Below are 25,479 nucleotides of genomic sequence, written 5' to 3' on the forward strand. Positions count from 1 at the left end.
TCAACCCACATGGGGTCAAAGCGCGAGATACTGCGCCACAGACCCGGCGGATTGCGGCCCGTCATGGGGCGGGCGCAGCAGCAGCACATCGGCCCGCGCCAGCACCGTAAGCAGCGAGGAGTCCTGCTCCGGGAACGGTGTGATCCCGCCCCCGTCGAGGCTCGCGCGCATGTAATGCGCGCGGGGGCCGTTTTGCCCGACATCGACGGCAAGCCGCCCCTCGGACAGTTTCGGTTCTGGTGCCGGATCGCCCGTCAGCGCCCGCAGCGCGGGAAGGACGAACAGATGGCCGCAGACGATGGCCGAGACCGGGTTGCCCGGCAGCCCCAGCATTGGCACGCCAAAGATCCGGCCCGCCATCAGCGGTTTTCCGGGGCGCATCGCGATCTTGTAGAACGAGCGTTCCAGCCCCATCGTGCCCGCCACCTGCGCCACCAGGTCATGATCCCCGACCGAGGCGCCCCCGATGGTCACCACGAGATCCGCGCCTTTCGCGAGGTCGAGCACGGCACGCAACGCATCCTGATTGTCACGCGCGATGGGCAGGATACGCGCCACGCCGCCGGCGGCCTCGATCATCGCGGCCAGCGCATAGATGTTCGAGGCGACGATCTGGTCCGGGCGCGGGACTTCGCCGGGGACGATCAGTTCATCACCCGTTGCGATCAGCGCGACCGAGGGGCGGCGGCTCACCGTCACCTCGGCCACGTTCATCGCCGCGAGCAACGCGAGATCGACCGTGCGCAAGAGCCGCGTTGGATCGAGCGTGAAGCCAGCCCCGAAATCACCGCCGGCGGGGCGGATGTTCGTCTCATCCCGCACGCCCTCGCCCAAGGTGATCCGGTCGCCCGTGCGGGTCACATCCTCTTGCAGGACGACGGCGATGGCGCCTTCGGGCACAGGCGCGCCGGTAAAGATGCGCACGGCCTCGCCGGGCGCGACCCTCCCGTCAAAGGCGTGACCGGCGGCGGCCTCACCGACCACCTGCAGGGACTGGCCCGGCCGGGGCGGTTCGGCCACGGCATAGCCATCCATGCTCGACGCCGCAAAGGGCGGTTGTGCCCGCGTGGCACGGGCCGCAGTGCGCAGCATCCGCCCCGATGCCTGACGCAGCGGCACCGTTTCGGTATCCACCGGCCGGATCAGGTCCAGAACGCGGGCCAGCGCCTCTGCGACCGGGATCATGGCGCCTCGAACCGGCCGGATTTGCCTCCATCCTTCATCAGAAGGCGGATGCCGGTAATCACCATGCCCTTTTCCGCGGCCTTGAGCATGTCATAGACCGTAAGCGCGGCTGTGCTGGCGGCGGTCAGCGCCTCCATCTCCACGCCCGTCTGGCCGGTGGTGCGCACGGTCGCCGTGATGCGAATGCCGGGCAGCGCCGCATCGGGCACCAGATCCACGGCGACCTTGGTCACCGGCAGGGGATGGCAGAGCGGTATCAGATCGGCGGTCTTCTTGGCGCCCATGATCCCCGCCAGCCGCGCAACCCCCAGCACATCGCCCTTTTTCGCCCGGCCCTCGGTCACGAGCGCGAGCGTTTCGGGCTGCATCACGACCAAGGCCTCGGCCACCGCCAGCCGCGCCGTGACCTCCTTGTCGGACACATCGACCATATGCGCGTGCCCCTCGGCATCGAAATGCGTGAGTGTCGCCATCAGAACGCCTCGGGCAGTGATGGTTCGGAGAGGAGCGCGCGGGTCGCGCCTGCCACATCGTCCTGGCGCATCAGGCTCTCGCCGATCAGGAAACAGCGCGCCCCGTAGCGTGCCAGATCCGCGAGATCCCCGGGGGTGTTCAACCCGCTTTCCGATACGATCACCCGGTCCTGCGGCACCCGGCGCGCGAGATCGCGCGACGTGGCAAGATCGACCTGGAACGTATTGAGATTGCGGTTGTTTATCCCGATCAACGGCGACCGGAGCGCGGCGGCCCGTTCCAGTTCGGCGGCGTCATGCACCTCGATCAGGACGTCCATCCCCCAGTCGAAGGCTGCGGCTTCCAGCTCTGCCGCCTGCGTGTCGGAAACGCTGGCCATGATGATCAGGATGCAATCGGCCTGCCAGGCGCGCGCCTCGACGACCTGATAAGGGTCATAAAGGAAATCCTTGCGCAGCGCAGGGAGGGATGTGGCGCCGCGTGCCGCCGTCAGGTATTCCGGCGCGCCCTGGAAAGACGGGCCGTCGGTCAGGACGGAAAGACAGGTCGCGCCGCCTTCCTCATAGGCGCGGGCCAGCGCGGGCGGGTCGAAATCGGGGCGGATCAGGCCCTTGGACGGGCTCGCCTTCTTGATCTCGGCGATCAGGCCATAGCCGCTGCGTGCCGCCCGTACCAGCGCATCGGCAAAGCCGCGCGGGGCACTGGCTTCGCGCGCCTGCGCCTCCAGATCGGCCAGCGGCAGCCGGGCCTTGGCCTCGGCGATCTCTTGCAGCTTGTAGGCCTTGATACGGTCGAGAATGCTGTTCATGACTTTTGTCCTTCCGAGGTGACGGCGGCCAGCGCCGCCACCTTGCCGCGCGCCGCACCGGAATCGATGCTGAGCCGCGCCTGTTCCACGCCGTCCGGCAGGTCTGCCGCAGCCCCGGCAACCACCAGTGCCGCCGCCGCGTTGAAAAGCACGGCGTCGCGATAGGCGCCCGGCTGCCCGTCCAGCAGCGCGCGGAGCGCTGCGGCGTTCTCGGCAGGTGTGCCGCCCAGAATATCCTCGAACGGATGCAGCGGCAGTCCGGCCTCTTCCGGGTGAACGGTGAATTCGGTGATCTCACCCCCCGACAGGGCCACGACCTGACTGGTGGCTGAAATCGCAAGCTCATCGGTGCCGTCGCCGCCATGGACCAGCCAAGCGACCTCGCTTCCAAGGGCGCGCAGGGTTTCGGCCATCGGGCGCAGCAGCCGCGCCGCAAAGGCGCCGGTCAGCTGCCGCTTGACACCCGCCGGGTTGGTGAGCGGCCCGAGAATGTTGAAGATCGTCCGGGTCCCCAGCTCCGACCGCGCGGGCATCACATGCCGCATCGCGGGGTGATGCACCGGCGCCATCATGAAGCCGATCCCCACCCGGTTCAGTGCGGTTTCGACCACCCGCACCCCGGACATGACGTTGATCCCAAGCTCGGTCAGCGCATCCGCCGCGCCAGACTTGGAGGACAGGTTCCGGTTCCCGTGCTTGGCCACCGGCACGCCTGCGCCCGCGACCACAAAGGCCGTAGCGGTCGAGATGTTGAGCGTTCCCTTGCCGTCTCCGCCGGTCCCCACGATGTCGATCGCGCCGACGGGCGCGCGGACGGCGGCGCAGCGGGCGCGCATGGTTGCTGCAGCGGCGGCGTATTCGTCCACCGTTTCGCCCCGGGTGCGCAGCGCCATCAGGAACCCCCCGATCTGCGCGGGCGTGGCCTCGCCCTCAAAGAGCAGCGCAAAGGCGGTCTCGGCCTCGGCCCGGGTCAGCGGGCGTTCGGCGGCGGCGGCGATCAGCGGCTTCAGCGCCTCGCTCATGCCGGGACTTTCGCGAGCGACAGAAAGTTGCGCAGCAGCGCGTGCCCATGTTCTGACGCGATGCTCTCGGGATGGAACTGCACCCCCTCGATCGGCAGGTCGCGATGGCGCAGCCCCATGATCGTGCCGTCCTCAAGCTCGGCCGTCACCTCAAGGCAGGCGGGCAGGGTGTCGCGATCCACCACGAGGCTGTGATAGCGCGTCGCCTGAAAGGGCGAGGGAAGCCCCGCAAAGACGCCCGTGCCGCCGTGATGCATCGTTCCCATCTTGCCATGGACGATCTCGTGGCACCGCACGACATTCCCGCCAAAGGCCTGCCCGATGGTCTGATGGCCCAGACAGACCCCCAACAGCGGCGTTCCCGTTTCCGCCGCCGCATGGGTCAGCGGCAGGCAGATCCCCGCCTGATCCGGATCGCAGGGGCCGGGCGACAGCACGATCGCCTCGGGCCGCAGGGCCATCGCCTCTTGCACGTTCAGGGCGTCGTTGCGGCGAACGACGACATCTGCGCCCAGCTCGCCCAGATAATGCACGAGGTTATAGGTGAAACTGTCGTAATTATCGATAAGCAGCAGCATGGGCATGGTCCGGCGAATGGCTGGCGGCAGGGGTTGCAATATCGGCCGATCCCCGCCAAGGGTCGCGCTATAGATGGTCAGAGCCGCCGCCCGGGGTCAAGGGCAAGCAGCGGCCAATTCCGGGGGAGGCGCGCGTGGGCAAGGGATTTCTCGCAGGGGCAGGGGTCGGGCTTGTCGTGTCGGCGCTGGTGCTTGGCGCGCTCTCGCTGATGCTGCCCCTTTCGCCGCCGCTTGTCCTCCCCGGCGGCACCGGCCCGGGTGAGGCCGCCGCACCGGAACCTGGGCCACCCGCAGCCCCCGGCCCGGCAGAGCCCGGCCGCGTCACTGCGCCCCGCCCGGTTCTGCCACAGATTCCCGCAACCCCCGGCGCGGTTGCGCGTGCACCCGCCCCGGACCGTGATCCGTCGGGCGCGGATACAGAGCTACCCTCGCCCCAGGGGATTGCCGGAGAGCCGGAGGAAGACGCCGCCGTGGCAGAGGTCGCGCCGGTTGCGGTGGTGCTGATCGACACAGGGCTGGATGCGGATGAGAGAGGCCTTTTGAGCGCGTTCTCCATCCCGTTCACCATCGGGCTTGATGCGCGCCGCGCCGATCTTGCCGAGGCTGTCGGCGCTTGGCAGTCGGCGGGGCAAGAGGTGGTTCTGCTGGCGCCCGCCTCTACCGCCGCCGTGGCGCCCGTGACCGGTCTGCCGCAGGGCCTGCGCTGGATGCGCCTGCCGGCCGAGCGCCTGTCGGAGGGTTTTCTGGCGGAGAACGGCGACGCGCTGACGGTGGCCGGCGCCGGCATCCCGTTTCACCGTCTGGAGGGAGAGCCCGCCGCGGCGCTGGCGGGTGTCGCGCCGGTCGCTGCGCAGGAAAACGGCGCGATCCTTTTTGCGCCGGCCCGGGCGGATATCCTCGCGGCGCTGACCGGGCGCCCTGGCGCGCAGGCGGGTGTCAGCTTTGCCCCGCTTTCGGCGTTGCTGGATCGCTGAGGGGCCAGCCAAGGGCAAGCTCCACCCGTTCGCCCGTCTCGCTCCTGGTCCGGCGGCGCAGAACGACACTGCCGCCCATCGCGCGATAAAAGCCGATGGCGCGATGGTTCCCCTCCAGCACCCAGAGCGCGTGGTTCGACCGCCCCGCTTCGCATAACGCCGCGCGGCCCGCTGCGAACAGGCGCCGCCCGATGCCGCGCCCCTGCGCCCGGGCCAGCAGATAGAGCGCGGCGATTTCCCCGTCATAGCCAAGCGCCAGCAGTTCGCCATCATCCTGACCACGCAGGGCGGCGAACCCGCAGGGCTCGCTCTCTTCGGCGATCAGGACACGCGGCGGGCGCGGGTGCGACAGGATGCTGTCCCACATCGCCCGCCGCGACGCATGGCTGTGGGACCGCAGTTCCGCGGCGCCCAGCAGACCCGGATAGGTCTCGTTCCATGTGGTCAGGTGGAGCCCGCCGAGGATACCGGCATCGGCCACCGTTGCGGGGCGGATCGTCAGCGTCATGCGGCCAGCATCCGGCAGGGGCGCCGACCGCGCAAGGGTCAGCCGTTTCCGCGCCGCACGAACAGTCCGGCATCGGCGGCGGCCCGCATGAGCGCCCGCGACTTGTTCACGGTTTCCTGCCATTCCGCCTCGGGGTCGCTGTCATAGACGACGCCGCCCCCGGCCTGAATATAAAGCTTTTCGTCCTTGAGAACGGCCGTGCGCAGCGCGATGCACATGTCCATCTCGCCATTGGCGGAAAAATACCCGACCGCACCGCCATAGACTCCGCGCTTTTCCGGTTCCAACTCGTCGATGATCTCCATCGCGCGGACCTTGGGCGCGCCCGAAACGGTGCCCGCCGGCAGCCCCGCCAGCAGCGCCGAAAGCGCATCCTCGCCCTCGGCAAGTTCGCCCACGACGTTCGAGACGATGTGCATCACATGGCTGTAGCGCTCGATGATGAACTTTTCCGTCGGGTGCACGGTGCCGACCCGCGCCACACGGCCCACATCGTTGCGCCCGAGATCGAGCAGCATGAGATGTTCGGCAAGTTCCTTCTGGTCCGCGAGCAGGTCAAGCTCCAGCGCGCGGTCTTCCTCGGGCGTTACGCCACGGGGCCGGGTTCCGGCGATGGGCCGGATCGTCACCTCGCCGTCGCGCAGCCGCACAAGGATCTCCGGACTTGCGCCGATGATCTGAAAGCCGCCGAAGTTGAAGAAGAACATGAAGGGCGATGGATTGGTGCGGCGCAGGCTGCGATAAAGCGCAAAGGGCGGCAGCGGGAAATCCTGCGTCCAGCGCTGCGCGGGCACCACCTGAAAGATGTCGCCGGCGCGGATGTATTCCTTGGCCTTCTCGACGGCGGCCATATAGCCCGGCTTGGTGAAGTTCGACACCGGCTCGCCCACCGCCGCGGCCTCCCCCAGGGTGCGCGAGGTTCCGGGCATGGCGCGTTCCAGATCGCGCAGCGCGTCCGACACACGTTCGGCCGCCTGCGCATAGGCCGCCCGCGCCGAGAGGCCAGAGGATACCCAGGCGGGGGACACGAGCGTCACCTCACCCTTTACCCCGTCAAGCACCGCCACGACCGAGGGCCGCATCAGAACCGCGTCAGGCAGGCCCAGCGGGTCCGGGTTCACGTCGGGCAGACGTTCCACCAGACGGATCATGTCATAGCCGAGGAACCCGAAGAGACCCGCCGCGATCGGCGGCAGATCGTCGGGCATCTCGATGCGGCTTTCGGCGATCAGGTCGCGCAGCGTTTGCAGCGGGTGGCCTGCCTGTGGCTCGAACGCGCTTTCGTCGAACCGCGCCTGCCGGTTGATCCGGCTTTCGGTGCCGCGACATTCCCAGATCAGGTCCGGCTTCATGCCGACGACCGAATAGCGGCCGCGCACTTCGCCGCCCGTCACGCTTTCCAGCATGAACGTGTCCTTGCGCGCCTCGGCGAGCTTGAGCATCAGCGAGACGGGCGTGTCGAGATCCGCCGCAAGCCGCGTCAGCACGAGCTGGTTCTGCCCGGCCTCCCAGCCGGCGGCGAATTCCTCGAACGAAGGCGTCATCGTCATCTCAGCGGAACTGCGTATGAACCGCGTTCACGGCGGTTTCGTTGATGCGGATGCCGGCCTCGGACATCAGCGCATTGGCAAAGAGGTCGTAGACATCGCGCACCATGCCCTGCGTCAGCTCGGTCACCACGGCGTTGCGAAGCCCGTTCGCCTCCGATGCCGCAAGCTCGGCTTCATAGACGCGTTCAACCCGCACAAGATGCACGGCGGTGGGGCTGCGCAGCACCCGGACCTCACCTTCGTCCATGGCAAAGACCTCGGCCATGAGGGCGTTCGGCAGGTTCTCGACCCCGCCGTCGCGATGGGCGGCCTCGACGATCTGAACCGGATAGCCGAAGGACTGGAAGGTCGCGCCATCGGCGATTTGCTGGCGCATCTCCTCGGCCTGTTCGGCGACAAGGCGCAGGGCCTCCTGTTCCTGCCACGCGGCAAGCGCCTCGTCGCGCACCTCCTCCAGCGGCGGGGCGGCGGCGGGTGTCACCTCATCGACGCGCAGGGCGGCGATACCGCCATCCTCCAGCACCAGGACATCGGCAAAATCGCCGGGTTCAAGCCGCGCGACCTCGGCCCGGACGCTGGAATAGCCGGCGATGTCGTCGGTCGCGCCCTCGGTCCAGGTCATCTGACCCAGTTCCATCGGCGTCTCGGCGGCCAGATCCTCGATCGTCGCACCTCCCGCCAGAAGGTCGTCGGCATCCTCGACCAGCACGGTGATTTCCCGCCGCGCCAGGTCCAGCGCCAACTCGTCGCGCAGGGCCTCCTGCGCCTCTTCAAAGCCGATGTTCTGCGCCGACAGGATCGCGTTCACGCGGTAGACCGCCGGGCCGAATTCGCTGGGCAAGGGGCCGGCCACGCCGGGACCCTCCAGCGCAAAGACCTCGGGGCCGGCGGCCCCGAGCTGCGTCTCGGTCACGTCGCCCATGTCCACGTCCATCAGGCTGAGCCCGCGTTCGGTCACGATGTCCTCGAACGCGTCTTCGTCAGCCTCGATCTGGGCCATCGCCTCGGTGGCCTCTTCGTCGGTGCCAAAGACGATCCGCTCGACCAGCCGGCGTTCGGGCTGCACGAATTCCGACATGCGCTGCTCATAGGCGGTGCGGAGCGCGGCCTCATCGACCTCGACCGCGTCGAGCATCATCTCGGGCGTGAGCCAGGCATAGGTGACCTGCCGGCTTTCGGGCCGGGTGAACCGGGCGGCGTTCTCGTCGAACCAGGCCTGAAGCGTCGCCTCGTCCGGTTCCGGCGGGGCCGCTTCCAGATCGCGGGCCGCAAGGCGCAGATGGGTCAGTGCGCGGCGTTCGTTGATATAGCCGATCAGAACCTCGGTATAGCTGTCGGGCGCCGAGACCGAGCCGACCACCGCCGCCTGCAGCAGCGAGCGGGTGACATCGCGGCGCAACTGCTCCTCGAACTCGCCTTCGTTCATCCCAAGCTGTTGCAGGGCAAAGCGATAGGACTGACGGTCAAAGCTGCCGTCGAGGCCGCGAAAGTTCGGAATGGCAAGCAGTTCGTCGCGCACGGCTTCGTCGCCGACCGAGAGGCCCATGCGTTCTGCCTCATTGTCGATGGCCGCCAGCGCGACCAGACGTTCACGCACGGCACGGTCGATCCCCAGCGCCTCGGCCTGCTGAAAGCTCATGGCCTGACCCATCTGGGATTCAAACCCGCGGATCTCCTGCTGCAGGGCGCGGGCATATTCATTGACCGTGATTTCCCGGTCGCCGACCGAACCGATGGCACGGGTCTGGCCGGTAAAGCCGCCGGTGCCAAAACCCGCAAGGCCGATGATCAGCAGCCCAAGGATGATCCATACCGCGATATTCGCGCCCTTGCCCTTGGCCCCCTTCATGATGTCGGTCCTTCCTTCCGCCGGATTTTGCCGTTGTCTAAGGGGTCCGGGGCAGCGGGGCAAGCCGTTCCTGTGCGACCCTCAGCCCGTCAGCCCCGCCAGCCGGTCAAAGAGCTGTGCGATGCCCGCCCGGTCGATATTGGCGAATGCGACGCGCAACTGGCGCTGCCCGGCCGGATCGTCGCCGGGCATGAACATCGTCCCGGGCAACATGAGCACCGCAGCCTCATGCACCATGCGCCGCGCGAGGGCGTCGGACCCTTCCGCGAAGGGATGTTCCACATAGGCGAAATAGGCACCGCAGCCCAGCAGGCGCCAGCCATTGAGACGCGGGAAGCCTTGCGTGATCGCCGCACGGCGGTCGAGGATCTCGGCGCGTTCGCCGGCGACCCATTGGCCGAGGTTCCGCATCCCCCAGAGCGCGCCGCGCTGGCCAAGCTGGTTCGGGCAGATCGCCACGGTGTCGAGGAACTTTTCGACCTCTGCAAGCTGGCCGGCATCAGCGACGATCGCGCCCACACGATGCCCTGTCAGCCGGTATGCCTTGGAAAAGGAATAGAGGTGGATCAGCGTTCCTGCCCAGTCCGGATCGGCGAAGAGGTCGTGCGGGGCGCCCACGCGGCTGTCGAAGTCGCGATAGGTCTCATCCACGATCAGGGCGATTCCGCGGGACCGGGCGAGTTCAAAGAAGGCGCGCAGGGTCTCTGCCGGGTATTCCGCCCCGCCGGGATTGTTCGGGCTGACCAGCACGATGGCACGGCTGCGCGCGGTGATCAAAGCGGCAGCGCGATCAGGGTCGGGCAACAGATCCGGCCCCGTGGGCAGCGGAACCGCCGTCACGCCCTGCATGTCGAGCCACATCTTGTGGTTGAAATACCAGGGCGTCGGCAGGATGACCTCATCCCCCGCGGCGGCGAGCGTCGCCATGATCGCCACGAAAGCCTGATTGCAGCCCGAGGTGATCGCGACCTGCGCGGGCGCGATCCCGCCGCCATAGGCCGCCGACCACTGGCGCGCGATCTCTTCCCGCAGGTCTGGCAGGCCAAGCACGGGGCCGTAAAGATGCGCGTCGGGGTCGTTCAGCGCGGCCTCGGCCAAGGCCTCGCGCAGGGGCAGGGGCGGTGGATCGACCGGCGCCGCCTGACTCACGTTGATGAGGGGGCGGTCGGGCGTGAAACGCGCCTCGGCCAGCCAGCGGCGCGCCTCCATGACCGGGGGCATGGCTGTCCGCGCCATATGGGGGTTGAGCGGCAGCGCCATCGCGTCAGTCGGCCCCGCGATAGGGTTCGACATATTGCAGCGCCATGTCCCAAGGGAAGAAGATCCAGGTGTCCTGGCTGACCTCGGTGATATAGGTGTCCACCATCGGCTTGCCGCTGGGCTTGGCATAGACGGTGGCGAAATGCGCCTTGGGGTAAAGCCTGCGCACGAGTTCCAGCGTCTTGCCGGTATCGACCAGATCGTCGACGATCAGGATCCCGGTGCCGTCGCCCATGATCTCGGCCTGCGGGGCCTTGATGACGACGGGCTCCGACTGTTCCTGCTTGTTGTAGGACTTCACGCTGATCGTATCGACGGTGCGGATGTCCAGTTCACGGCTGACGATCATCGCAGGGGCCATGCCGCCCCGCGTGATCGCGACGACCGCACGCCAGTTGCCATTGTCCGGCCCCTGACCGTCCAGCCGCCAGGCAAGCGCCCTTGCATCGCGATGGATCTGGTCCCAGCTGACGTGAAAGCCCTTTTCATGCGGCAGACGGTCGGCGGCCATGGCTCAGCCCTCTTTCTTCGTTGCGTCGATATCGGGGGCGTCCACCGCCTTCATCCCCACGACGTGATAGCCCGCATCGACATGCAGGACGTCGCCCGTCGTGCCGGAGCCGAGATCGGACAGAAGGAACAGCGCCGACTTGCCCACCTCTTCCTGCGTCACGTTGCGGCGCAGGGGGCTGTTCAACTCATTCCACTTCATGATGTAACGGAAATCGCCGATCCCGCTCGCGGCCAAGGTCTTGATCGGGCCGGCGCTGATCGCGTTGACGCGGATACCGTCCTTGCCCAGATCCTCGGCCAGATACATCACCGACGCCTCCAGCGCCGCCTTGGCCACCCCCATCACGTTGTAATGCGGCATGACCTTTTCCGCCCCGTAATAGGTGAGCGTGAGGCAAGATCCCCCTTCGGTCATCATGCGGCTGGCGCGCTGCACGACGGCGGTGAAGGAATAGACCGAGATATCCATCGTGGTGCGGAAATTGGCCGCGGTCGTGTCGACATAGCGGCCGCGCAGTTCGTTCTTGTCGGAAAAGCCGATGGCGTGCACCACGAAATCGAGCTTGCCCCAGACCTCTTCCAGCCGGGCGAACAGCGCATCGAGCGACGCCTCGTTCGCCACGTCGCATTCAACCATCTCGGTCGCGCCGATGGAGGCGGCGAGCGGCTGTACGCGCTTCAGCAGCGCCTCACCCTGATAGGAAAAGGCAAGCTCGGCGCCTTGGTCGGCAAGCGCCTTGGCAATTCCCCAGGCGATCGACTTGTCATTCGCAAGTCCCATGATCAGCCCGCGTTTGCCTTCCATCAATTTCAGTGACATGCGCTGCTCCTGCCGTCGGTGATGGCAGCGAGCATTAGGCCAAAGGCCGGGGCGCATCAAGACTGGCTCGACTCTGCGGGGCGTGCCGCTAGTGTTGCGGCGCAACAGGTGATCAAACGAGCCGAGGACCACATGTCAGACCGCAGCGGCATCTTTGCCGGCGAAGACCCTTTCCAGATCGCGCGAAACTGGCTGGCCGAGGCAGAGCAGTCGGAGCCGAACGACCCCAACGCCATTGCGCTGGCCACGGTCGATGCCCAGGGGCTGCCCAATGCGCGGATGGTCCTGCTGAAAGAGATCGAGCGCGACACCTTTGTCTTCTATACCAACTACACCAGCCGCAAGGGCGAGGAAATCGCGGCGACCGGCAAGGCGGCCTTTGTTCTGCACTGGAAAAGCCTGCGTCGCCAGATCCGGGTCCGGGGCATCACCGAACGCGAAGAGGGGCCGCAGGCCGACGCCTATTACGCCTCGCGCTCGCTTAAAAGCAGGCTGGGGGCCTGGGCCTCGGCGCAGTCGCAGGTGATCGGATCGCGGATGGAACTGATGACCGAGGTGGCCCGACGCACCGCCGAGTTCGGCATGAGCCCGCCGCGCCCGCCCTTCTGGGGGGGAATCAGAATTCGGCCGCTGGAGATGGAATTCTGGGCCGATGGCGCCTTTCGGTTGCATGATCGTTTTCGCTGGCACAGGGATGCCCCCGATGCGCCGTGGCAGGTTGACCGTCTATCACCATGAAAAAGATTTGAAAAAAAGGATATGGCTTTCTCTTTCGTCTGCCTGGCCTTTTTCGCGCTTGCGCAGAAATGTGCTATCGCGGCATCTGAAAGGGGATGCGGAACCCCCTGATAAAGATGAAGTTATGAGTGAGAACGATTTTTCCGCCCTGCAGAGGATAAGCGGTCGGGTGAAATGGTTCGACCCGTCCAAGGGTTTCGGGTTCATCCTGTCGGACGAGGGCGGGCCGGACATCCTGTTGCACGCGAATGTCCTTCGCAACTATGGGCAAAGTTCGATTGCCGACGGCGCGCGGGTCGTCGTTGCCACACAGATGACCGGGCGCGGCGCGCAGGCGGTCGAGGTGCTGGAAATCGAGCCGGTGGTTGGCGCCCCTGTGCCCGGATTGGTCGAGGACATGGATGAACTGACCGCGGAAGCCATCCGTGGGCTTCCTCTCGAACCGGCCCGCGTCAAATGGTTCGACAAGGCCAAGGGCTTCGGCTTTGCGAACTGTTTCGGCCGTCCCGAAGATGTGTTCGTCCATATAGAGGTCTTGCGCCGATCCGGGCTTGCCGACCTGCCCCCGGGCGAGGCAATCTGCCTGCGTGTGATGGAAGGCAAGCGGGGGCGCATGGCGATCGAGATTCTGGCCTGGGAAACGGCGGTGCGGGCGAACGCCCAATGATGCGTGCGCTTGCGCTGATCCTCGGCGTGCTGGTCGCGGCACCGGCACTGGCCGACTGCCGCCCCGACCGTGTCGATCTGCGCGGCCCATGGGGCGAGGCCCGATTTACCGTCGAAATCGCGGACACCGATGCGACCCGCGCACAGGGGCTGATGTTCCGCGACTCCCTTCCGCAACGCGCGGGGATGCTCTTCATCTATGACCGGCCCCGAAGCGCGACCTTCTGGATGCGCAACACGCTCATCCCGCTTGACATGATCTTCGTCGATGAACGCGGTGTCGTCGCCCATGTCCACAGTAATGCGATCCCGCTGGACGAAACGCCGATCGAAGGCGGCGAGGACATCCTGATGGTGCTGGAGATCAATGGCGGGGGCGCGAACCTGCTTGGGATCGCCCCCGGGACCGAGATGCGCCACCCCCGGCTTGACCCCGCGCTCGCCGTCTGGGCCTGCCCGGAGGGCTGACGCCCTTCTGGAAAGCGCGTTTCCGAATTCCCCGCTGTCAATCGCTCCGGTCACGATTGCGTGACTGACGGATTGCCCGCCGAGGCGCAGCATCTTCTTGTCGCGTGCCATCGCCGTGATGGCAGCGCCTCAGGGGGAGGATCTGCAATGAAGTTCACTTGCCTTGCCATCTCTGTCGTGGCCGCGCTTGCGGCCGTTCCCGCAATGGCCTGTCCCGACTGGCAGGGCCAGCCGCATTTCGGCACGATCAGCCTTGACGCGGGATTCCTGCCTGACCCGACCAGCTATCGCGTCACCGCGGGCGGTACCCACCGGATCGAGAATTGCGGCGCTTATGGCTGGGCGGGATATGTCACCACGCGCCCCGACTTCGACCTCTACTGGCACGGCAGCAGTTCGCGGCTCACCATCGCGGTGGAATCCGGCTCTGCCGACACGGTGCTGCTGGTCAACGCCCCGGACGGGTCCTGGTATTACAACGACGACTATCGAGGCACGAATTCCGCCATCGTTTTTGATGCCCCGCAACAAGGGCTTTATGACATCTGGATCGGCTCCTACGACGGATCGCGGCGCAACCCGGCCGTGCTGATCTTTACGGAACTCGGCTACTGAGGAGGGGGGGCTGAAACACAAATAACGACGCATTGAAGCAGCGTCATTGAAACCTGATGAAGATCTGGGCGTTCAGCAGAATATAACTGCGTCAACGGCGGTCCCGAAGGTGGGGCCCCACCTTAACACCCGAGGAACATTGATGCCCAGATCCCGCATTTCAAGATCGCCTTTCCGGGCCACCACGGCGCTTACGCTGTCGCTGTCTCTCATGCAGCCCACCATGGGCTTCGGCCAGGCCGTCGAGGGCGGCAATGGCGAGGACGCCGAGCTGCGCCGCGAACTGTGCCTGGAGGCGCCTGACCTGGAAGGTTGCGACGCGATCCTCGAGGGCGACCCGGAAATCCCGGGGGACACGCCCGCCGAGGTTCCGGACGAAACCCCCGACCAGCCGGATATCGAGCCGGTGACCCCGACCGAGGCGCCCGAGCCGGACCTGCCGGAACCGGAGATCCCCGAACCGGCGACGCCGGAGCCGGAAATTCCGGAGCCCCAGCAACCGGAAATCGAGCAACCCGAGATCCAGCAGGCGCCCCAAGGGGCGCCTGAAGCCGAGGGCGAGGCGGACATGGAGGCGGAGGTCGAGATCACGCCTGCCGATGACGTCACCGAGGAAGCACCCGCGGGCGAAGCCCCTGCCGGTGAGGCGGGCGCCGAGGGAACGCAATCCGGTCCGGCCCCCGAACAGGAGGGTGAACAGGACGCAGAACAAGACGCCGGGCAAGAGGGCGAGCAGCCCCTGACGCTTGAGGCGATCCAGGATGCGGAAGGCGAAGCCGATGGCGAAGCCCCGGCCGATCCTGAAGAGGTGACGCCGCCCGTCACTCCGGAAGAGCTTGGCGTGGAAGAAGAAGCCACGGAAGAGACGACCGAAGGCGAAGCCACCGAAACGGAAGCCACGGATACGGAAGCAACCGAAACCGACCCGGCCATCGCGGAAGAGGTCGAGCAATTCGAAGCCCTGCCCGAAGGCACCGAGGCGCCCGAGGTGATCGAGGCCCCGGAAACGGTCGAGGCGCCGCTCGAAGCCTCGCCCCAGCCGACGGCCGAGGATGATGCCCGCGTGCAGCGTCTGCTGGAGGACCCGGAGGTCGCGGGCGCTGTTGACACATTGACCCGCGCGCTTGCGCTGCAATCGGAGGAAGAGGCGGTCGAAACCGACCCCGCTGCCGAGGGCGAGACGACCGAACAGGCCGAAACCACCGAACCGGCTGACGGGACTGCGACGGCGACCGCCGCAGGTGCGGCACTGGCCGCATTGCTGGCGACCCAGCAGGGCGAAGGTGCAGGCGATCTTGCCCCCGCCGACGTGATCGAGCAGGTCCTGACCCGCGAGAACAGCCGGTCTTCGGCCGAGGATTTCGACAGCCGCATCGTCACCCTGTCGAGCCCGCAGGCGCAACGCGAGGAAGAGCGGCGCGGTCTGACGCGGCTCGAACAGGCGGGGCTTCTGGCGCTCGGCGCCGTGGCCGTGGGGATGCTGGTCGGCAACAACCGCGTCGTGGCCAATTCCGGCGACCGGGTCGTTGTGGATCGCGGCGATGGCAACCTCGCCGTCTGGAAGGATGACGACGCGCTGATCCGTCAGCCCGGCAGCACCGAGCGCGTCGAACGCTATAATGACGGCTCCACCCGCACGGTTCTTGACCGTCAGGACGGGTCGCAGATCATCACCGTCCGCGACGCTACCGGCCGCGTCCTGTGGCGTGAGCGTCGCGAACCGAACGGCGAGACCGTCCGGCTGATCGATGACACGCAGCGCTATGCGCCGGTCGACGTGAGCCGCCTGCCGCCGCCCCGGATCGGTGAGGTCCGCGTGACCGAGCGCACCGATACCGCGATGCTGCGCGCCCTGCTGGCCGAGGCCGAGGCGCAGGATCTCGGACGGACCTTCAGCCTGCGGCAGGTCCGGGAAACCCGGGAACTGCGCGAACTGGCGCCCGAAATCTCGACCGATCCGATCACGTTCGAGACGGCATCGAGTGTCGTGCGGACGTCGGAGGCACGCAAGCTGGTGCAGATCGGCCGCCTGATGCAGGAGATGATCGCCGAGAACCCGCGCGAGATCTTCCTCATCGAGGGCCATACCGACGCCGTCGGCAGCGCGAGCTACAACCTCGCCCTTTCGGACCGGCGCGCGGAATCGGTCGCGCTCGCCCTGACCGAGTATTTCGGGGTGCCGCCGGAAAACTTGGTGGTGCAGGGCTATGGCGAGCGGTTCCTGAAAGTGCAGACGCAAGCCGCCGAACAGGCCAACCGTCGTGTTGCGGTACGTCGGATCACCTGGCTCCTGAACAACCGCTGAGGCTTTCGCGAACCCTTGGCCCGCCCCTGTCGGGGGCGGGCTTTCTGTTTCGGCAGATGCAGCTTTTGTATCGCCGGCGAAAAGGCCCGGCCCCCGGTTGATCCAGATCAAGGCACGGGGCCGTCTTCCGGGTGCATCAGTTTTTTCATGAAAGGCGCCGGGCCGTTCCCCCGCGCGGCACGTTCCCCCGGCAGTTCGCTGCCGGTGCCGCCACGCACCTTTCCACCCGGATCTGACCGGGACCCCTGCGCCGTGGGACTCCCCTCCCACGGCGTTTTCCTGTCCTCGTTTTGGTGTGAGTTCCGGTCCGGGTTTCCGGGGGGACTGGTGCTGACCCGCCCGCCACGCCATATTCCGGGATCGGAGGGGCCAGATGGATCACGACAGCATTCCGGAAATCGCGCTCGACTGGCACCGTTCGGGGCGGGGGGCCACGATCGCGACGGTTATCCAGACCTGGGGCAGTGCGCCGCGCCCGGCGGGCAGCCAGCTTGTGGTGGCGGGCGACGGCGCCATCATGGGGTCGGTCTCGGGTGGCTGTGTCGAGGGCGCGGTGATCCACGAGGCCGCCGACGCCCGCAACGAGGGCCGCGCGCGGGTGATCGAGTTCGGCGTGAGCGACGCAGACGCCTTCGCCGTGGGTCTTGCCTGCGGGGGGACGATCCGCATCCTGATCGAGCCTGTCGGCACCGCCTTGCCCGAGGATCACCTTGCAGCCCTGGTCGCGGCGCGGGCCGCGCGCCGGGCGGTGGCGCATCTGGTCAACCTCTCGACCTGGGAAACCCGGCTTTCGGGGCCGGGGGATGCCGAACTTGGCGCGGCGATCGCGGCGCGCATGGCCTCGGATCAGGCGGGGGTCGAGGGGGACTGGTTCATCGCGGTCCATAATCCGCCGCTACGGCTGATCGTGGTGGGGGCGGTGCATATCGCGCAGCCGCTGGTCGCGATGGCCCGGATGGCGGGCTATGACCCGGTGATCATCGACCCGCGCGCGACCTTTGGCGCCGCCGAACGGTTCCGCGGCGAGACGATCCTCGAGCTCTGGCCGGATGAGGCGATGGAGGCGCAGGCCCCGGACCCGCGCACGGCAATCGTCACGCTGACCCATGACCCCAAGCTCGACGATCCGGCGCTGCAGGTGGCGCTGCGGTCACAGGCCTTTTACGTCGGCTCGCTCGGCTCGACCCGCACCCACGCAAAACGACTCGAACGTCTGCGCGCCTCCGGTCTGACCGAGGCTGATCTTGCGCGGCTTCATGCGCCTGTCGGGCTGGCCATCGGGGCGCGGACGCCCTCGGAAATCGCGATCTCGATCCTGGCCGAGATGACCGCGCGACTGCGGCAGGGCTGAGGCATGGAGTTCGGTCCCGTTCCCGTCGCCGCCGCGCTTGGCATGATCCTGGGTCATTCGCAGCGCGCGGGCGACAGGTCGCTGCCCAAGGGGCGCGTGCTTGACCCGGCCGATGTCGCGGCCCTTGCCGGCGCCGGCCTGACCGAGGTGATCGTCGCCCGTCCATCACCCGGCGACCTGCCGGAAAACGAGGCCGCCGCGCGCCTTGCCACGGCGCTCGTCCCTGATCCGGCCGCGTCGTTCCTGCGGATTTCCCCGGCAAGCGCGGGGCGCGTGAACCTTCATGCAACGGTGCCGGGCGTCGTTCTGGCGGATGCGGCGCGGATACACGCGCTCAACGCGCTTGACCCCGAGGTGACGCTGGCGACGCTTGCGCCTTACGCGCGGGTGGCGCCCGGCACGATGGTCGCGACGATCAAGATCATCACCTATGCGGTGCCCGGGGCGCTGATCGGGCGTGCCGAGGCGGGGCTTGCGGGGGCCCTGCGCGTGCAGCCGGTGCAGCGGCGGACGGCGGCGCTGGTGCTGACCGAGGTGCCGGGCCAGCCTGCGCGCCTTGCGGAAAAGGCCCGGCGGTCGGTGGCGGCGCGCCTTGCGCGTCTGGGGATCGAGTTGACGGGCCTGCGCGTCGTTCCCCATGACGTGCCGCCGCTGGCGCAGGCGCTGTCGGAACTGCCCGGAGAGATGCTGCTGATCCTGACGGGTTCCGCGACATCTGATCCGGCCGATACGGCCCCGTCGGCACTGCGGGCGGCGGGCGGCGTGGTGGTGCGCTTCGGGATGCCGGTCGATCCCGGGAACCTCTTGTTTCACGGTCATCTGGGTGCGCGTCCCGTGATCGGACTGCCCGGTTGCGCACGTTCCCCTGCGCTCAACGGGGCCGATCTGGTGCTGGAACGGCTCGCCTGCGGGCTGACGGTCGGGGACGAGGACATCGCGCGGATGGGTCTGGGCGGGCTCCTGAAGGAAATCCCCTCGCGCCCGCGCCCGCGTGAGGCCGGGGAAGATCACCTTTGATTTACAATTGCTTGCTTGTCATCGCCGCAAAAGCGATGCAAGGAAGGGCAGGACAACTCAGACGGTGACAATCGCGCCCTTGCACGCTAGGGTCGTCAGCGATCAAGGTGATGCCACAGGTTGAGGTCGACGGCGCATGGGTGCGGCGGAGGGATCGGGGCAGCGATCCCGGGACCTTAACCTTATGGTCTGACCCCAGAGCGGGCCCTGCCGGGCCCTTGGGACAGGAACGCGGCATCGCCGCACGCGACCGGGAGATAGGCATGATCCGACTGGCGGGTTTGCTTTTGCTCATGACTGTTTCGCTGCGACCCCTCTGGGCGCAGGACACCCCGATGCCTGCCGATCCGCCCCAGCCCGCATCACAGGTACAGCCCGCCCCTGTGTCAATCCCCGTGCAAAGCCCCGCCGTGCCGACCCCTGCCGTGCCCGGCCAGAACGATCCCGCCTTTCAAGAGGCGCTGGAGGCCTGGCTTGCCGATGATGAGGAAACCGCCCTGCCGGCGCTGGCCGAGCTTGCCCGCGGGGGGAACACGGCGGCGCAGATCCTCCTGGCCCTGATCGACAAGTCGCCGGAACTGCAGGGGCCGTGGCTTGCGCGACTGCCCCGGCGTGAACGGGTGCCGATGATGCGCGACAGCGGCGGAATCTCGGGCCATAGCTGGATTCACGCGGCGGCCGGAAGCTCGCCGCTCGCGGAACACTGGCAGGCGACCTGGGCCGTCGATACACCCCATTCTGTCATTGGCGGTTTCTCGGCGCTGGGTGAGGGCCGCGCGGCCCGGGCGGCGGCGATCACCATTGCCGCGCGCGAAAGGCGGGGGTTCGCGGAACTTGCCGACGATCCGCATTACCCGCACGCGCTGCGCTATTTCATCTGGCGGGAATGGGCGGGCAAGCCCGAACACCTCGCGCGGTTGACCGAGGAAATCATGTCCCTGCCCGAGGGCGACCCGCAGCGCGACCTGATGGGCGAGCCCTCGGACCCGGCGGCGCTTGCCGACTGGCTGATGACGGCGGCAGAGACGCGGCCGATCGCGATTTTCTGCACGGCGCGCTGCGGTGCCACCGCGCCCGCCTGTGCGCAGGCGGCGGCCCGCGCGCTGGCCGACCCGCTGCTGGTGATGTCGCAGGGCAGCCCTGCCGAAGCGCTGGTCGATACGGAACGCTTTGCCGAAAGTCCGCGCGGGCAGGCGGCGCTGCTGCGGCGCGTGCTCCTGGGTTCCTCGGCCCGGATGCGGCCGGCGATGCTGGCGCGGCTGTCGGATATCGACGCCTGTTTCGCCGAACAGGTTCAGTCAGAGGCGCAGCGTTACTGATCGCACGGGCGCGCCGGGCGCAGGACTGCGCCGTCCCTCCGCACGACGGCCCTAGGGGCAGATGCCCTGGCCATCGGCTTCCGCCAAGAACCAGAGACCTTGTCCCTGCCCAAAGCCGGTCACGGAAAGACGGGACAGCTGCGGGATCGCCCGCGCCATGCCCGCCTGAAACAGCCCAGCCAAAACAAAACCCCCGCCGGAGCGGGGGTTCGGAATGGCATCAGGCGGTGCCGCTCAGCGCGGGCCGATCATCATGACCATCTGACGGCCTTCCAGCTTGGGCATGTTCTCGACCTTGCCGATTTCGGCGATATCCGCCGCGACACGGTTCAAAAGCTCCAGCCCCAGTTGCTGGTGGGCCATTTCACGTCCGCGGAACCGCAGCGTGATCTTGACCTTGTCGCCGCCTTCCAGAAACTTCACGACCGAGCGCATCTTGACCTCATAGTCGTGGATATCGGTTCCCGGACGGAACTTGATCTCCTTGACCTCGATGATCTTCTGCTTCTTGCGGGCCTCGGCCTCTCGCTTTTGCTGTTCATACTTGAACTTGCCGAAATCCATGATCTTGCAGACCGGGGGCTCGGCATTCGGGGAAATCTCGACCAGATCAAGCCCGGCCTCTTCGGCCATGGCAAGGGCCCGCGCCGGAGTCACCACCCCAACATTCTCGCCATCCGCACCGATGAGACGGATCTCGGGTGCACGGATGCGATCGTTGATACGGGGGCCGGTGTCGCGTGTCGGCGGGGCGTTGTGGGGTCTGCGGGCTATGGCGTCAATCCTTCTGACATGGTTCGTGGCGCGGAAAATAAACTTCGCTTGAGCGTCTTTCAACCCGGAAAGGGGCCGCAGGGTCCCGCGAGACCCGCGCAGCTTTGCATCTTCGACATTTTCTGCCATTAGGAGGGCCATAAGCAAAAGACTGGCAGATTGGGGAAGTGCATGAACAAGATCGTGGGGATGCTGGCGATCCTCGTCGCGATCGCGGCGGGCGGCTATTATGTCTGGGACGCGCAGGAACAGCGCCGCGCTTCTGATGCGCTGGCGGCGGAACGCGCGATCGCGGAGACCGAGGCCGCCGCCGCCGAAGAGGCTGCCGCCGAGGCCGAGGCTGCCGCCCGTGCCGCCGAGGAAGAAGCCGCCGCAGCCCAGGCCGCCGCGGGCGAGACCGAGGCCACCGCCGCCGCCGAAGCGGCCGCCGATGCGGCCGACGCCGCTGCCGATGCCGCCGCGCAGGCAATCGATTCCGCAGTGCGCGCGGTCAGCCAGGCGGCCGACGCTGCCGCCGAGGCTGCCGGACGTGCGGCGGATGAGGCCGCGAATGCCGCAGCCGAGGCCGCCGAAGCAGCCGCCGAACTGTCGGATGAGGGCGCCGCCGCCCAGCCGACCCAGCCCGACGCGACCGCTGCGACCTTTACAAGCTGGGATCAGTCGGACCTGACGCAGGAGGATATTCTCGCCCGGATCGAGGCCGCGCCGGTGCCGGGGATGCTGCGCAACTCGCTGCGCACGGCGCTCGATCAGGCGCAGAACGACCCCGTGGCCCGCCAGGCGGTTCTGGATCAGTTGCGCCGCGCCTTGGGCCAGTAACCCCGGGCCCGGTAACCCCGGACCCGGTAACCCAGGACCGCGTCGGACAGCGAAAATGAAAGCGCCGCAGACGATTTTTGCGGCGCTTTCTCATTCAGGCGACAAGCGGAACCGGGTGGGCCGTGTCCCTCAGCCCACGAATGCCTTTTCCACCACGTATTCGGCGGGTTCGGAATTCGCGCCCTCCCGCAGGCCATAACCTTCGAGGATCTCCTTGATCTCCATGTTGAAGGCGAGCGAGCCGCAGACCATGCCGCGGTCGGTTTCGGCGTTGATCGGCGGGATGCCCAGCTTTTCGAACACCTCGCCCGAACGCAAAAGGTCGGTGATGCGGCCCATCTGCGGGCTTTCCTCGCGCGTGGTGGTCGGGAAATAGCGCAGCTTGGCGCGGGCTTCCTCGCCGATGAACTCGTGGTTCAGCGTCTCCTCGACCAGTTCCCGGCCATAGTCGAGCGCGGCGACCTCGCGGCAGGTATGGGTGAGGATGATCTCGTCATACCGTTCATAGGTTTCCGGGTCGCGGATCAGGCTGGCAAAGGGGGCGATGCCGGTGCCGGTAGCAAAGAGCCACAGCCGCTTGCCCGGCAGCAGCGCGTCCAGAACCAGCGTGCCCACCGGCTTGGGGCGCAGGATGATCTGGTCGCCCGGCTGGATATGCTGCAGCCGGCTGGTCAGCGGGCCGTCCTGCACCTTGATCGAATAGAACTCCAGTTCATCGTCCCAGGACGGCGAGGCGATGGAATAGGCGCGCAAGAGCGGTTTGCCGTCGTCCTTGAGCAGGCCGATCATCACGAACTCTCCCGACCGGAAGCGCAGCGATTGCGGGCGCGTCACGCGGAACGAGAAAAGATCGCCCGTCCAGTGACGCACGGCGGTCACGGTCTGGGCGTCTGGCAGGGTCTTGACGGCCGGTTTTGCGTCCGTCTTCAGGGCGGTCTGTTCGTTCATGTCCAATCGAGGCGCGCGTCGCCCCGTCCTCTGTTCAGATCACATTTAGCGGTCAGGCGTTGCGGGGAAAAGGGGCCGCGTTGCCGCGCAGCCGCGACTGATAGTCATGGGCACGCCAGTCGGCGCGGAACTGCCATTGATCCTCGGGCTGGCGGGCGGCAAGCTCGTCGCTGATCTCGACCTCGTCAAAGCCGACGCGGCGCGCCATCGCATACTGGTCTGCCAGCAGATGCCCGGCCGCGCGCAGCCGTCCGCGATAGCCCATCGTGCGCAGCCAGCGGGCGATGGTAAAGCCGCGCCCGTTGGCAAAGCCCGGAAAGGCCACGCGGATCAGTTCCACCCCGGCCAGCTGGTCGCGCAGCGTTTCGGGTTCCGTATCCTCGGCCAGGTCGAGGGCCTGATGACCCGTTCGTTCGCCGGGGACGGCAAAGCCGCCGGTCCAGTCGTCGGGGCGAAACCCCTCGTCGGTGACGATCACGCTCATGCGGCGCTGTCCTCCTGATTTTTCGGCAGGGGGCCGCGCACGACCTTGCCGTTGATGAAGTGGATGCCGCACTCTTCCTTTTCCTGCCCGCGCCAGCGGCCCGCACGCGGGTCCTCGCCGTCCTTCACGGGGCTGGTGCAGGGTGCGCAGCCGATCGATGGATAGCCCTTGGCCACCAGCGGATGCCGGGGCAGGCGGTTGTTGACGATATAGTCCTGCAGGTCGTCCCGCGTCCAGTGCGCCAGCGGATTGACCTTGATGCGCAGATCGCCCTCGGCCTCGAAGAAGTCGAGCGTCTGGCGCGTCTGGCCCTGAAACCGCTTGCGCCCGGTGATCCAGGCGTCGAAGTCGCCCAGGGCCCGTTCCAGCGGTTCCGTCTTGCGAAAGGCGCAGCAGGCGTCCGGATCGGTCTGGTGCAGCAACCCGTCCGGATCGCGCGCAGCGATGGCCGTGCGGCTGGGGCGGATCGTGCGGATATCCGTCAGGCCAAGCTTGTGCGCCACCTCGGTCTGATAGGCGAGCGTTTCGGGAAACAGCATCTCGGTGTCGATGAAGAGCACCGGCGTTTCCGGCGCCATGACCGAGATCATGTGCAACAGCACCACCGATTCCGCCCCGAACGAGGAGACGAGCGCGATGCGCCCGACCTGCGGGTCCTTCAGCGCATGTTCCAACACCGCCACCGCTGCATGGTGGCGATACCGCTGGTTCAGGTCGGCGACCCGCTCGGCGACCGGGGCGAGTGTGGTGTCACGCGGCATCCTGTTCGCTTTCCCCGGGGTAAAGCGCCGCCTTGAACGGTGCCGGTCCCAGACGGCGATAGGCCTCGAGAAAGGTTTCCTCGCGCCCCTCGCGATGTTCCAGATAGGCGCCAACAAGGCGCTCGATGGCCGGGACGATCTCGTCATAGGCAAAGCCCGGACCGGCACGTTCACCGACAGCGGCGGTTTCGGTGCCGTCGCCGCCCAGCGTGATCTGGTAGTTTTCGACGCCGGCGCGGTCCAGCCCCAGGATCCCGATATGGCCCACATGGTGATGCCCGCAGGCATTGATGCAGCCCGAGATCTTGAGCTTCAGCGGCCCGATGTCATGCTCCAGCTTCAACTCGTCGAACCGCTGCGCGATCTGCTGCGCCACCGGGATCGACCGGGCGGTTGCCAGCGCGCAGTAGTCCATGCCGGGGCAGGCGATGATGTCGGAAATCAGCCCGACATTCGCCGTGGCCAGCCCGACCTTGGAAAGCGCCGCATGAACCGCCGGCAGGTCCGATTTATGGACATGCGGCAGGATCACGTTCTGCTCATGGCTGATGCGCAACTCGTCATGGCCATAGCGTTCGGCCAGATCGGCCATCACGCGCATCTGTTCGGCCGTTGCGTCGCCCGGCGTCGCGCCATGCGCCTTGAGGCTGATGGTCACGATCGCATAGCTGTCGTTGCGGTGCTGCGTCAGGTTCGTGTCGGCCCAGGCGCGGAACACCGGGTCGGCCTTGTAGAAGTCCTCATAGGCATCGACCGGCGCATTGCGGAACTGCGGCGGGGCAAAGGCGGCCTCTATGTCCGCCAGAAGCTCCTGATCGACGCCGCTGAACTGGGGCCGGATCTCGGCAAAGCGGGCCTCGACCATCTCGCGGATCTTGTCCAGCCCGGTTTCATGCACGGTGATCTTGATGCGGGCCTTGTACTTGTTGTCGCGCCGCCCGAACGAGTTGTAGACGCTCAGGATCGCCTCGACATATGGCAGCAGGTCGGCCTTGGGCAGGAACTCCCGCACCACCTTGCCGATCATCGGCGTCCGGCCAAGGCCGCCGCCCACGATGACCTCGAAGCCCGGCTCACCCGCCGCATTGCGCACCATCCGCAGCCCGATGTCATGGGCGCGGGTCACCGCGCGGTCATTGGGGCTGCCTGTGATGGCGATCTTGAACTTGCGCGGCAGGAACTGGAATTCCGGGTGGTCGGTCGACCACTGGCGCAGAAGCTCGGCTACCGGGCGCGGGTCGGCGATTTCATCCGCGGCGGCACCGGCAAAGTGGTCGGCGGTCACGTTGCGGACGCAGTTGCCGGATGTCTGGATCGCGTGCATCCCCACATCGGCCAGCGCGTTCAGGATCGCGGGCACGTCCGGCAGTTTCGGCCAGTTGTACTGGATGTTCTGCCGGGTGGTGAAATGGCCATAGCCCTTGTCCCAGCGTTCCGCGATATAGGCAAGCTGGCGCATCTTGGCGCTGTTCAGCGTGCCATAGGGGATCGCCACCCGCAGCATGTAGGCGTGAAGCTGAAGGTAGAGCCCGTTCATCAGCCGGAAGGGCTTGAACTCATCCTCGGTCAGGCTGCCGTCGATCCGGCGGGCGACCTGCTGGCTGAACTGGGCGACGCGCTCACGGACAAAGGCTTCGTCGAATTCGTTGTAGCTGTACATCTGACTCTTCTCC

Annotated in this window: 26 protein-coding genes; 10 read left to right on the top strand and 16 right to left on the bottom strand. The window is 67.1% G+C overall.

The features are described 5' to 3' along the window. Nucleotides 1-15: 15 nt before the first annotated feature. The 5 genes from ACFSGJ_RS08785 to ACFSGJ_RS08805 are packed head-to-tail and all read right to left on the bottom strand — an operon-like array spanning nucleotide 16 to nucleotide 4,067. Nucleotides 16-1,185 (bottom strand): molybdopterin molybdotransferase MoeA, encoded by a 1,170-nt coding sequence (locus tag ACFSGJ_RS08785; RefSeq protein WP_390260846.1) that lies wholly within the window; start codon nucleotides 1,183-1,185, stop codon nucleotides 16-18. Next, nucleotides 1,182-1,658: a cyclic pyranopterin monophosphate synthase MoaC gene (gene moaC, locus ACFSGJ_RS08790; protein WP_390260848.1), complete on the bottom strand. Its 477-nt coding sequence runs from the start codon at nucleotides 1,656-1,658 to the stop codon at nucleotides 1,182-1,184. Before moaC ends, ACFSGJ_RS08785 begins: the two co-directional genes overlap by 4 nt. Continuing rightward, the gene (gene trpC / locus ACFSGJ_RS08795) at nucleotides 1,658-2,467 is read right to left on the bottom strand and encodes an indole-3-glycerol phosphate synthase TrpC (protein ID WP_390260849.1); all 810 of its coding nucleotides are present in this window, start codon (nucleotides 2,465-2,467) and stop codon (nucleotides 1,658-1,660) included. The genes moaC and trpC overlap by 1 nt, the downstream gene beginning before the upstream one ends. Continuing rightward, nucleotides 2,464-3,489, bottom strand: coding sequence for an anthranilate phosphoribosyltransferase (gene trpD / locus ACFSGJ_RS08800; protein ID WP_390260851.1), 1,026 nt, complete (start codon nucleotides 3,487-3,489; stop codon nucleotides 2,464-2,466). The genes trpC and trpD overlap by 4 nt, the downstream gene beginning before the upstream one ends. Further along, nucleotides 3,486-4,067: an anthranilate synthase component II gene (locus tag ACFSGJ_RS08805; protein WP_390260852.1), complete on the bottom strand. Its 582-nt coding sequence runs from the start codon at nucleotides 4,065-4,067 to the stop codon at nucleotides 3,486-3,488. Before ACFSGJ_RS08805 ends, trpD begins: the two co-directional genes overlap by 4 nt. 134 nt (nucleotides 4,068-4,201) lie before the next feature. Here ACFSGJ_RS08805 and ACFSGJ_RS08810 point away from each other — a divergent pair, with 134 nt between their 5' ends. Then, nucleotides 4,202-5,041 (top strand): hypothetical protein, encoded by an 840-nt coding sequence (locus ACFSGJ_RS08810; RefSeq protein WP_390260854.1) that lies wholly within the window; start codon nucleotides 4,202-4,204, stop codon nucleotides 5,039-5,041. On the opposite strand, the gene ACFSGJ_RS08815 is transcribed toward ACFSGJ_RS08810, so the two are convergent. The 6 genes from ACFSGJ_RS08815 to fabI all read right to left on the bottom strand — a co-directional run bounded on the left by ACFSGJ_RS08815 (nucleotide 5,004) and on the right by fabI (nucleotide 11,541). Further along, the gene (locus ACFSGJ_RS08815) at nucleotides 5,004-5,549 is read right to left on the bottom strand and encodes a GNAT family N-acetyltransferase (RefSeq protein WP_390260855.1); all 546 of its coding nucleotides are present in this window, start codon (nucleotides 5,547-5,549) and stop codon (nucleotides 5,004-5,006) included. The genes ACFSGJ_RS08810 and ACFSGJ_RS08815 overlap by 38 nt on opposite strands. Nucleotides 5,550-5,587: 38 nt before the next feature. Continuing rightward, complete coding sequence (gene trpE / locus ACFSGJ_RS08820; RefSeq protein WP_390260857.1) at nucleotides 5,588-7,099, bottom strand: anthranilate synthase component I; 1,512 nt, start codon at nucleotides 7,097-7,099, stop codon at nucleotides 5,588-5,590. Nucleotide 7,100: 1 nt separating this feature from the next. Continuing rightward, nucleotides 7,101-8,948: a peptidyl-prolyl cis-trans isomerase gene (locus ACFSGJ_RS08825; RefSeq protein WP_390260859.1), complete on the bottom strand. Its 1,848-nt coding sequence runs from the start codon at nucleotides 8,946-8,948 to the stop codon at nucleotides 7,101-7,103. An 81-nt stretch (nucleotides 8,949-9,029) separates the two neighbouring features. Continuing rightward, entirely contained in the window at nucleotides 9,030-10,208 is a 1,179-nt protein-coding gene (locus tag ACFSGJ_RS08830) for an aminotransferase (RefSeq protein ID WP_390261190.1), read from the bottom strand. A gap of 4 nt (nucleotides 10,209-10,212) precedes the next feature. After that, nucleotides 10,213-10,719 (bottom strand): xanthine phosphoribosyltransferase, encoded by a 507-nt coding sequence (gpt, locus tag ACFSGJ_RS08835; protein WP_390260861.1) that lies wholly within the window; start codon nucleotides 10,717-10,719, stop codon nucleotides 10,213-10,215. Nucleotides 10,720-10,722: 3 nt separating this feature from the next. Beyond that, entirely contained in the window at nucleotides 10,723-11,541 is an 819-nt protein-coding gene (gene fabI / locus ACFSGJ_RS08840; RefSeq protein ID WP_390260862.1) for an enoyl-ACP reductase FabI, read from the bottom strand. 132 nt (nucleotides 11,542-11,673) lie between these two features. On the opposite strand from fabI, the gene pdxH reads away from it, so the two are divergent. The 8 genes from pdxH (at nucleotide 11,674) to ACFSGJ_RS08880 (ending at nucleotide 20,020) form a co-directional block, all read left to right on the top strand. Next, entirely contained in the window at nucleotides 11,674-12,279 is a 606-nt protein-coding gene (gene pdxH / locus ACFSGJ_RS08845; protein ID WP_390260864.1) for a pyridoxamine 5'-phosphate oxidase, read from the top strand. 124 nt (nucleotides 12,280-12,403) lie between these two features. Then, entirely contained in the window at nucleotides 12,404-12,946 is a 543-nt protein-coding gene (locus ACFSGJ_RS08850) for a cold-shock protein (protein WP_390260865.1), read from the top strand. Next, on the top strand, nucleotides 12,943-13,413 hold the full coding sequence (locus ACFSGJ_RS08855; protein ID WP_390260866.1) for a DUF192 domain-containing protein: 471 nt from the start codon (nucleotides 12,943-12,945) through the stop codon (nucleotides 13,411-13,413). Before ACFSGJ_RS08850 ends, ACFSGJ_RS08855 begins: the two co-directional genes overlap by 4 nt. A 147-nt stretch (nucleotides 13,414-13,560) precedes the next feature. Then, nucleotides 13,561-14,028 (top strand): peptidase S1, encoded by a 468-nt coding sequence (locus ACFSGJ_RS08860; protein WP_390260868.1) that lies wholly within the window; start codon nucleotides 13,561-13,563, stop codon nucleotides 14,026-14,028. 142 nt (nucleotides 14,029-14,170) lie between these two features. Then, nucleotides 14,171-16,333, top strand: a complete 2,163-nt coding sequence (locus ACFSGJ_RS08865; protein ID WP_390260870.1) for an OmpA family protein — start codon at nucleotides 14,171-14,173, stop codon at nucleotides 16,331-16,333. A gap of 373 nt (nucleotides 16,334-16,706) precedes the next feature. Beyond that, nucleotides 16,707-17,684 carry an XdhC family protein gene (locus ACFSGJ_RS08870; RefSeq protein WP_390260871.1) on the top strand — a complete coding sequence of 326 codons (978 nt, stop codon included), beginning with the start codon at nucleotides 16,707-16,709 and terminating at the stop codon, nucleotides 17,682-17,684. A 3-nt stretch (nucleotides 17,685-17,687) separates the two neighbouring features. Continuing rightward, a complete protein-coding gene (locus ACFSGJ_RS08875) occupies nucleotides 17,688-18,701 on the top strand; it encodes a molybdopterin-binding protein (RefSeq protein ID WP_390260873.1) in 1,014 nt (337 codons plus the stop codon). A 263-nt stretch (nucleotides 18,702-18,964) separates the two neighbouring features. Further along, nucleotides 18,965-20,020 carry a hypothetical protein gene (locus tag ACFSGJ_RS08880; protein ID WP_390260874.1) on the top strand — a complete coding sequence of 352 codons (1,056 nt, stop codon included), beginning with the start codon at nucleotides 18,965-18,967 and terminating at the stop codon, nucleotides 20,018-20,020. 234 nt (nucleotides 20,021-20,254) lie between these two features. Here the strand turns inward: ACFSGJ_RS08880 and infC are convergent, their stop codons facing one another. Then, nucleotides 20,255-20,935 carry a translation initiation factor IF-3 gene (infC, locus tag ACFSGJ_RS08885; protein WP_465262127.1) on the bottom strand — a complete coding sequence of 227 codons (681 nt, stop codon included), beginning with the start codon at nucleotides 20,933-20,935 and terminating at the stop codon, nucleotides 20,255-20,257. A gap of 30 nt (nucleotides 20,936-20,965) precedes the next feature. Between infC and ACFSGJ_RS08890 the strand changes: the two genes are divergently transcribed. Beyond that, nucleotides 20,966-21,613: a hypothetical protein gene (locus ACFSGJ_RS08890; protein ID WP_390260875.1), complete on the top strand. Its 648-nt coding sequence runs from the start codon at nucleotides 20,966-20,968 to the stop codon at nucleotides 21,611-21,613. 129 nt (nucleotides 21,614-21,742) lie between these two features. Here ACFSGJ_RS08890 and ACFSGJ_RS08895 read toward each other — a convergent pair whose 3' ends face one another. Genes ACFSGJ_RS08895 through ACFSGJ_RS08910 form a run of 4 tightly spaced genes read right to left on the bottom strand, consistent with a single transcriptional unit; the run spans nucleotide 21,743 to nucleotide 25,466 of the window. After that, a complete protein-coding gene (locus ACFSGJ_RS08895; protein WP_390260876.1) occupies nucleotides 21,743-22,561 on the bottom strand; it encodes a ferredoxin--NADP reductase in 819 nt (272 codons plus the stop codon). Nucleotides 22,562-22,613: 52 nt separating this feature from the next. Then, nucleotides 22,614-23,045 (bottom strand): DUF934 domain-containing protein, encoded by a 432-nt coding sequence (locus ACFSGJ_RS08900; protein WP_390260878.1) that lies wholly within the window; start codon nucleotides 23,043-23,045, stop codon nucleotides 22,614-22,616. Further along, nucleotides 23,042-23,806 (bottom strand): phosphoadenylyl-sulfate reductase, encoded by a 765-nt coding sequence (locus ACFSGJ_RS08905; protein ID WP_390260880.1) that lies wholly within the window; start codon nucleotides 23,804-23,806, stop codon nucleotides 23,042-23,044. Before ACFSGJ_RS08905 ends, ACFSGJ_RS08900 begins: the two co-directional genes overlap by 4 nt. Continuing rightward, a complete protein-coding gene (locus tag ACFSGJ_RS08910) occupies nucleotides 23,796-25,466 on the bottom strand; it encodes a nitrite/sulfite reductase (protein ID WP_390260881.1) in 1,671 nt (556 codons plus the stop codon). Before ACFSGJ_RS08910 ends, ACFSGJ_RS08905 begins: the two co-directional genes overlap by 11 nt. Nucleotides 25,467-25,479: the final 13 nt, after the last annotated feature.

It is taken from the genome of Halodurantibacterium flavum (genome assembly GCF_042681825.1).
Classification (GTDB): Bacteria; Pseudomonadota; Alphaproteobacteria; order Rhodobacterales; family Rhodobacteraceae; genus Halodurantibacterium; species Halodurantibacterium flavum.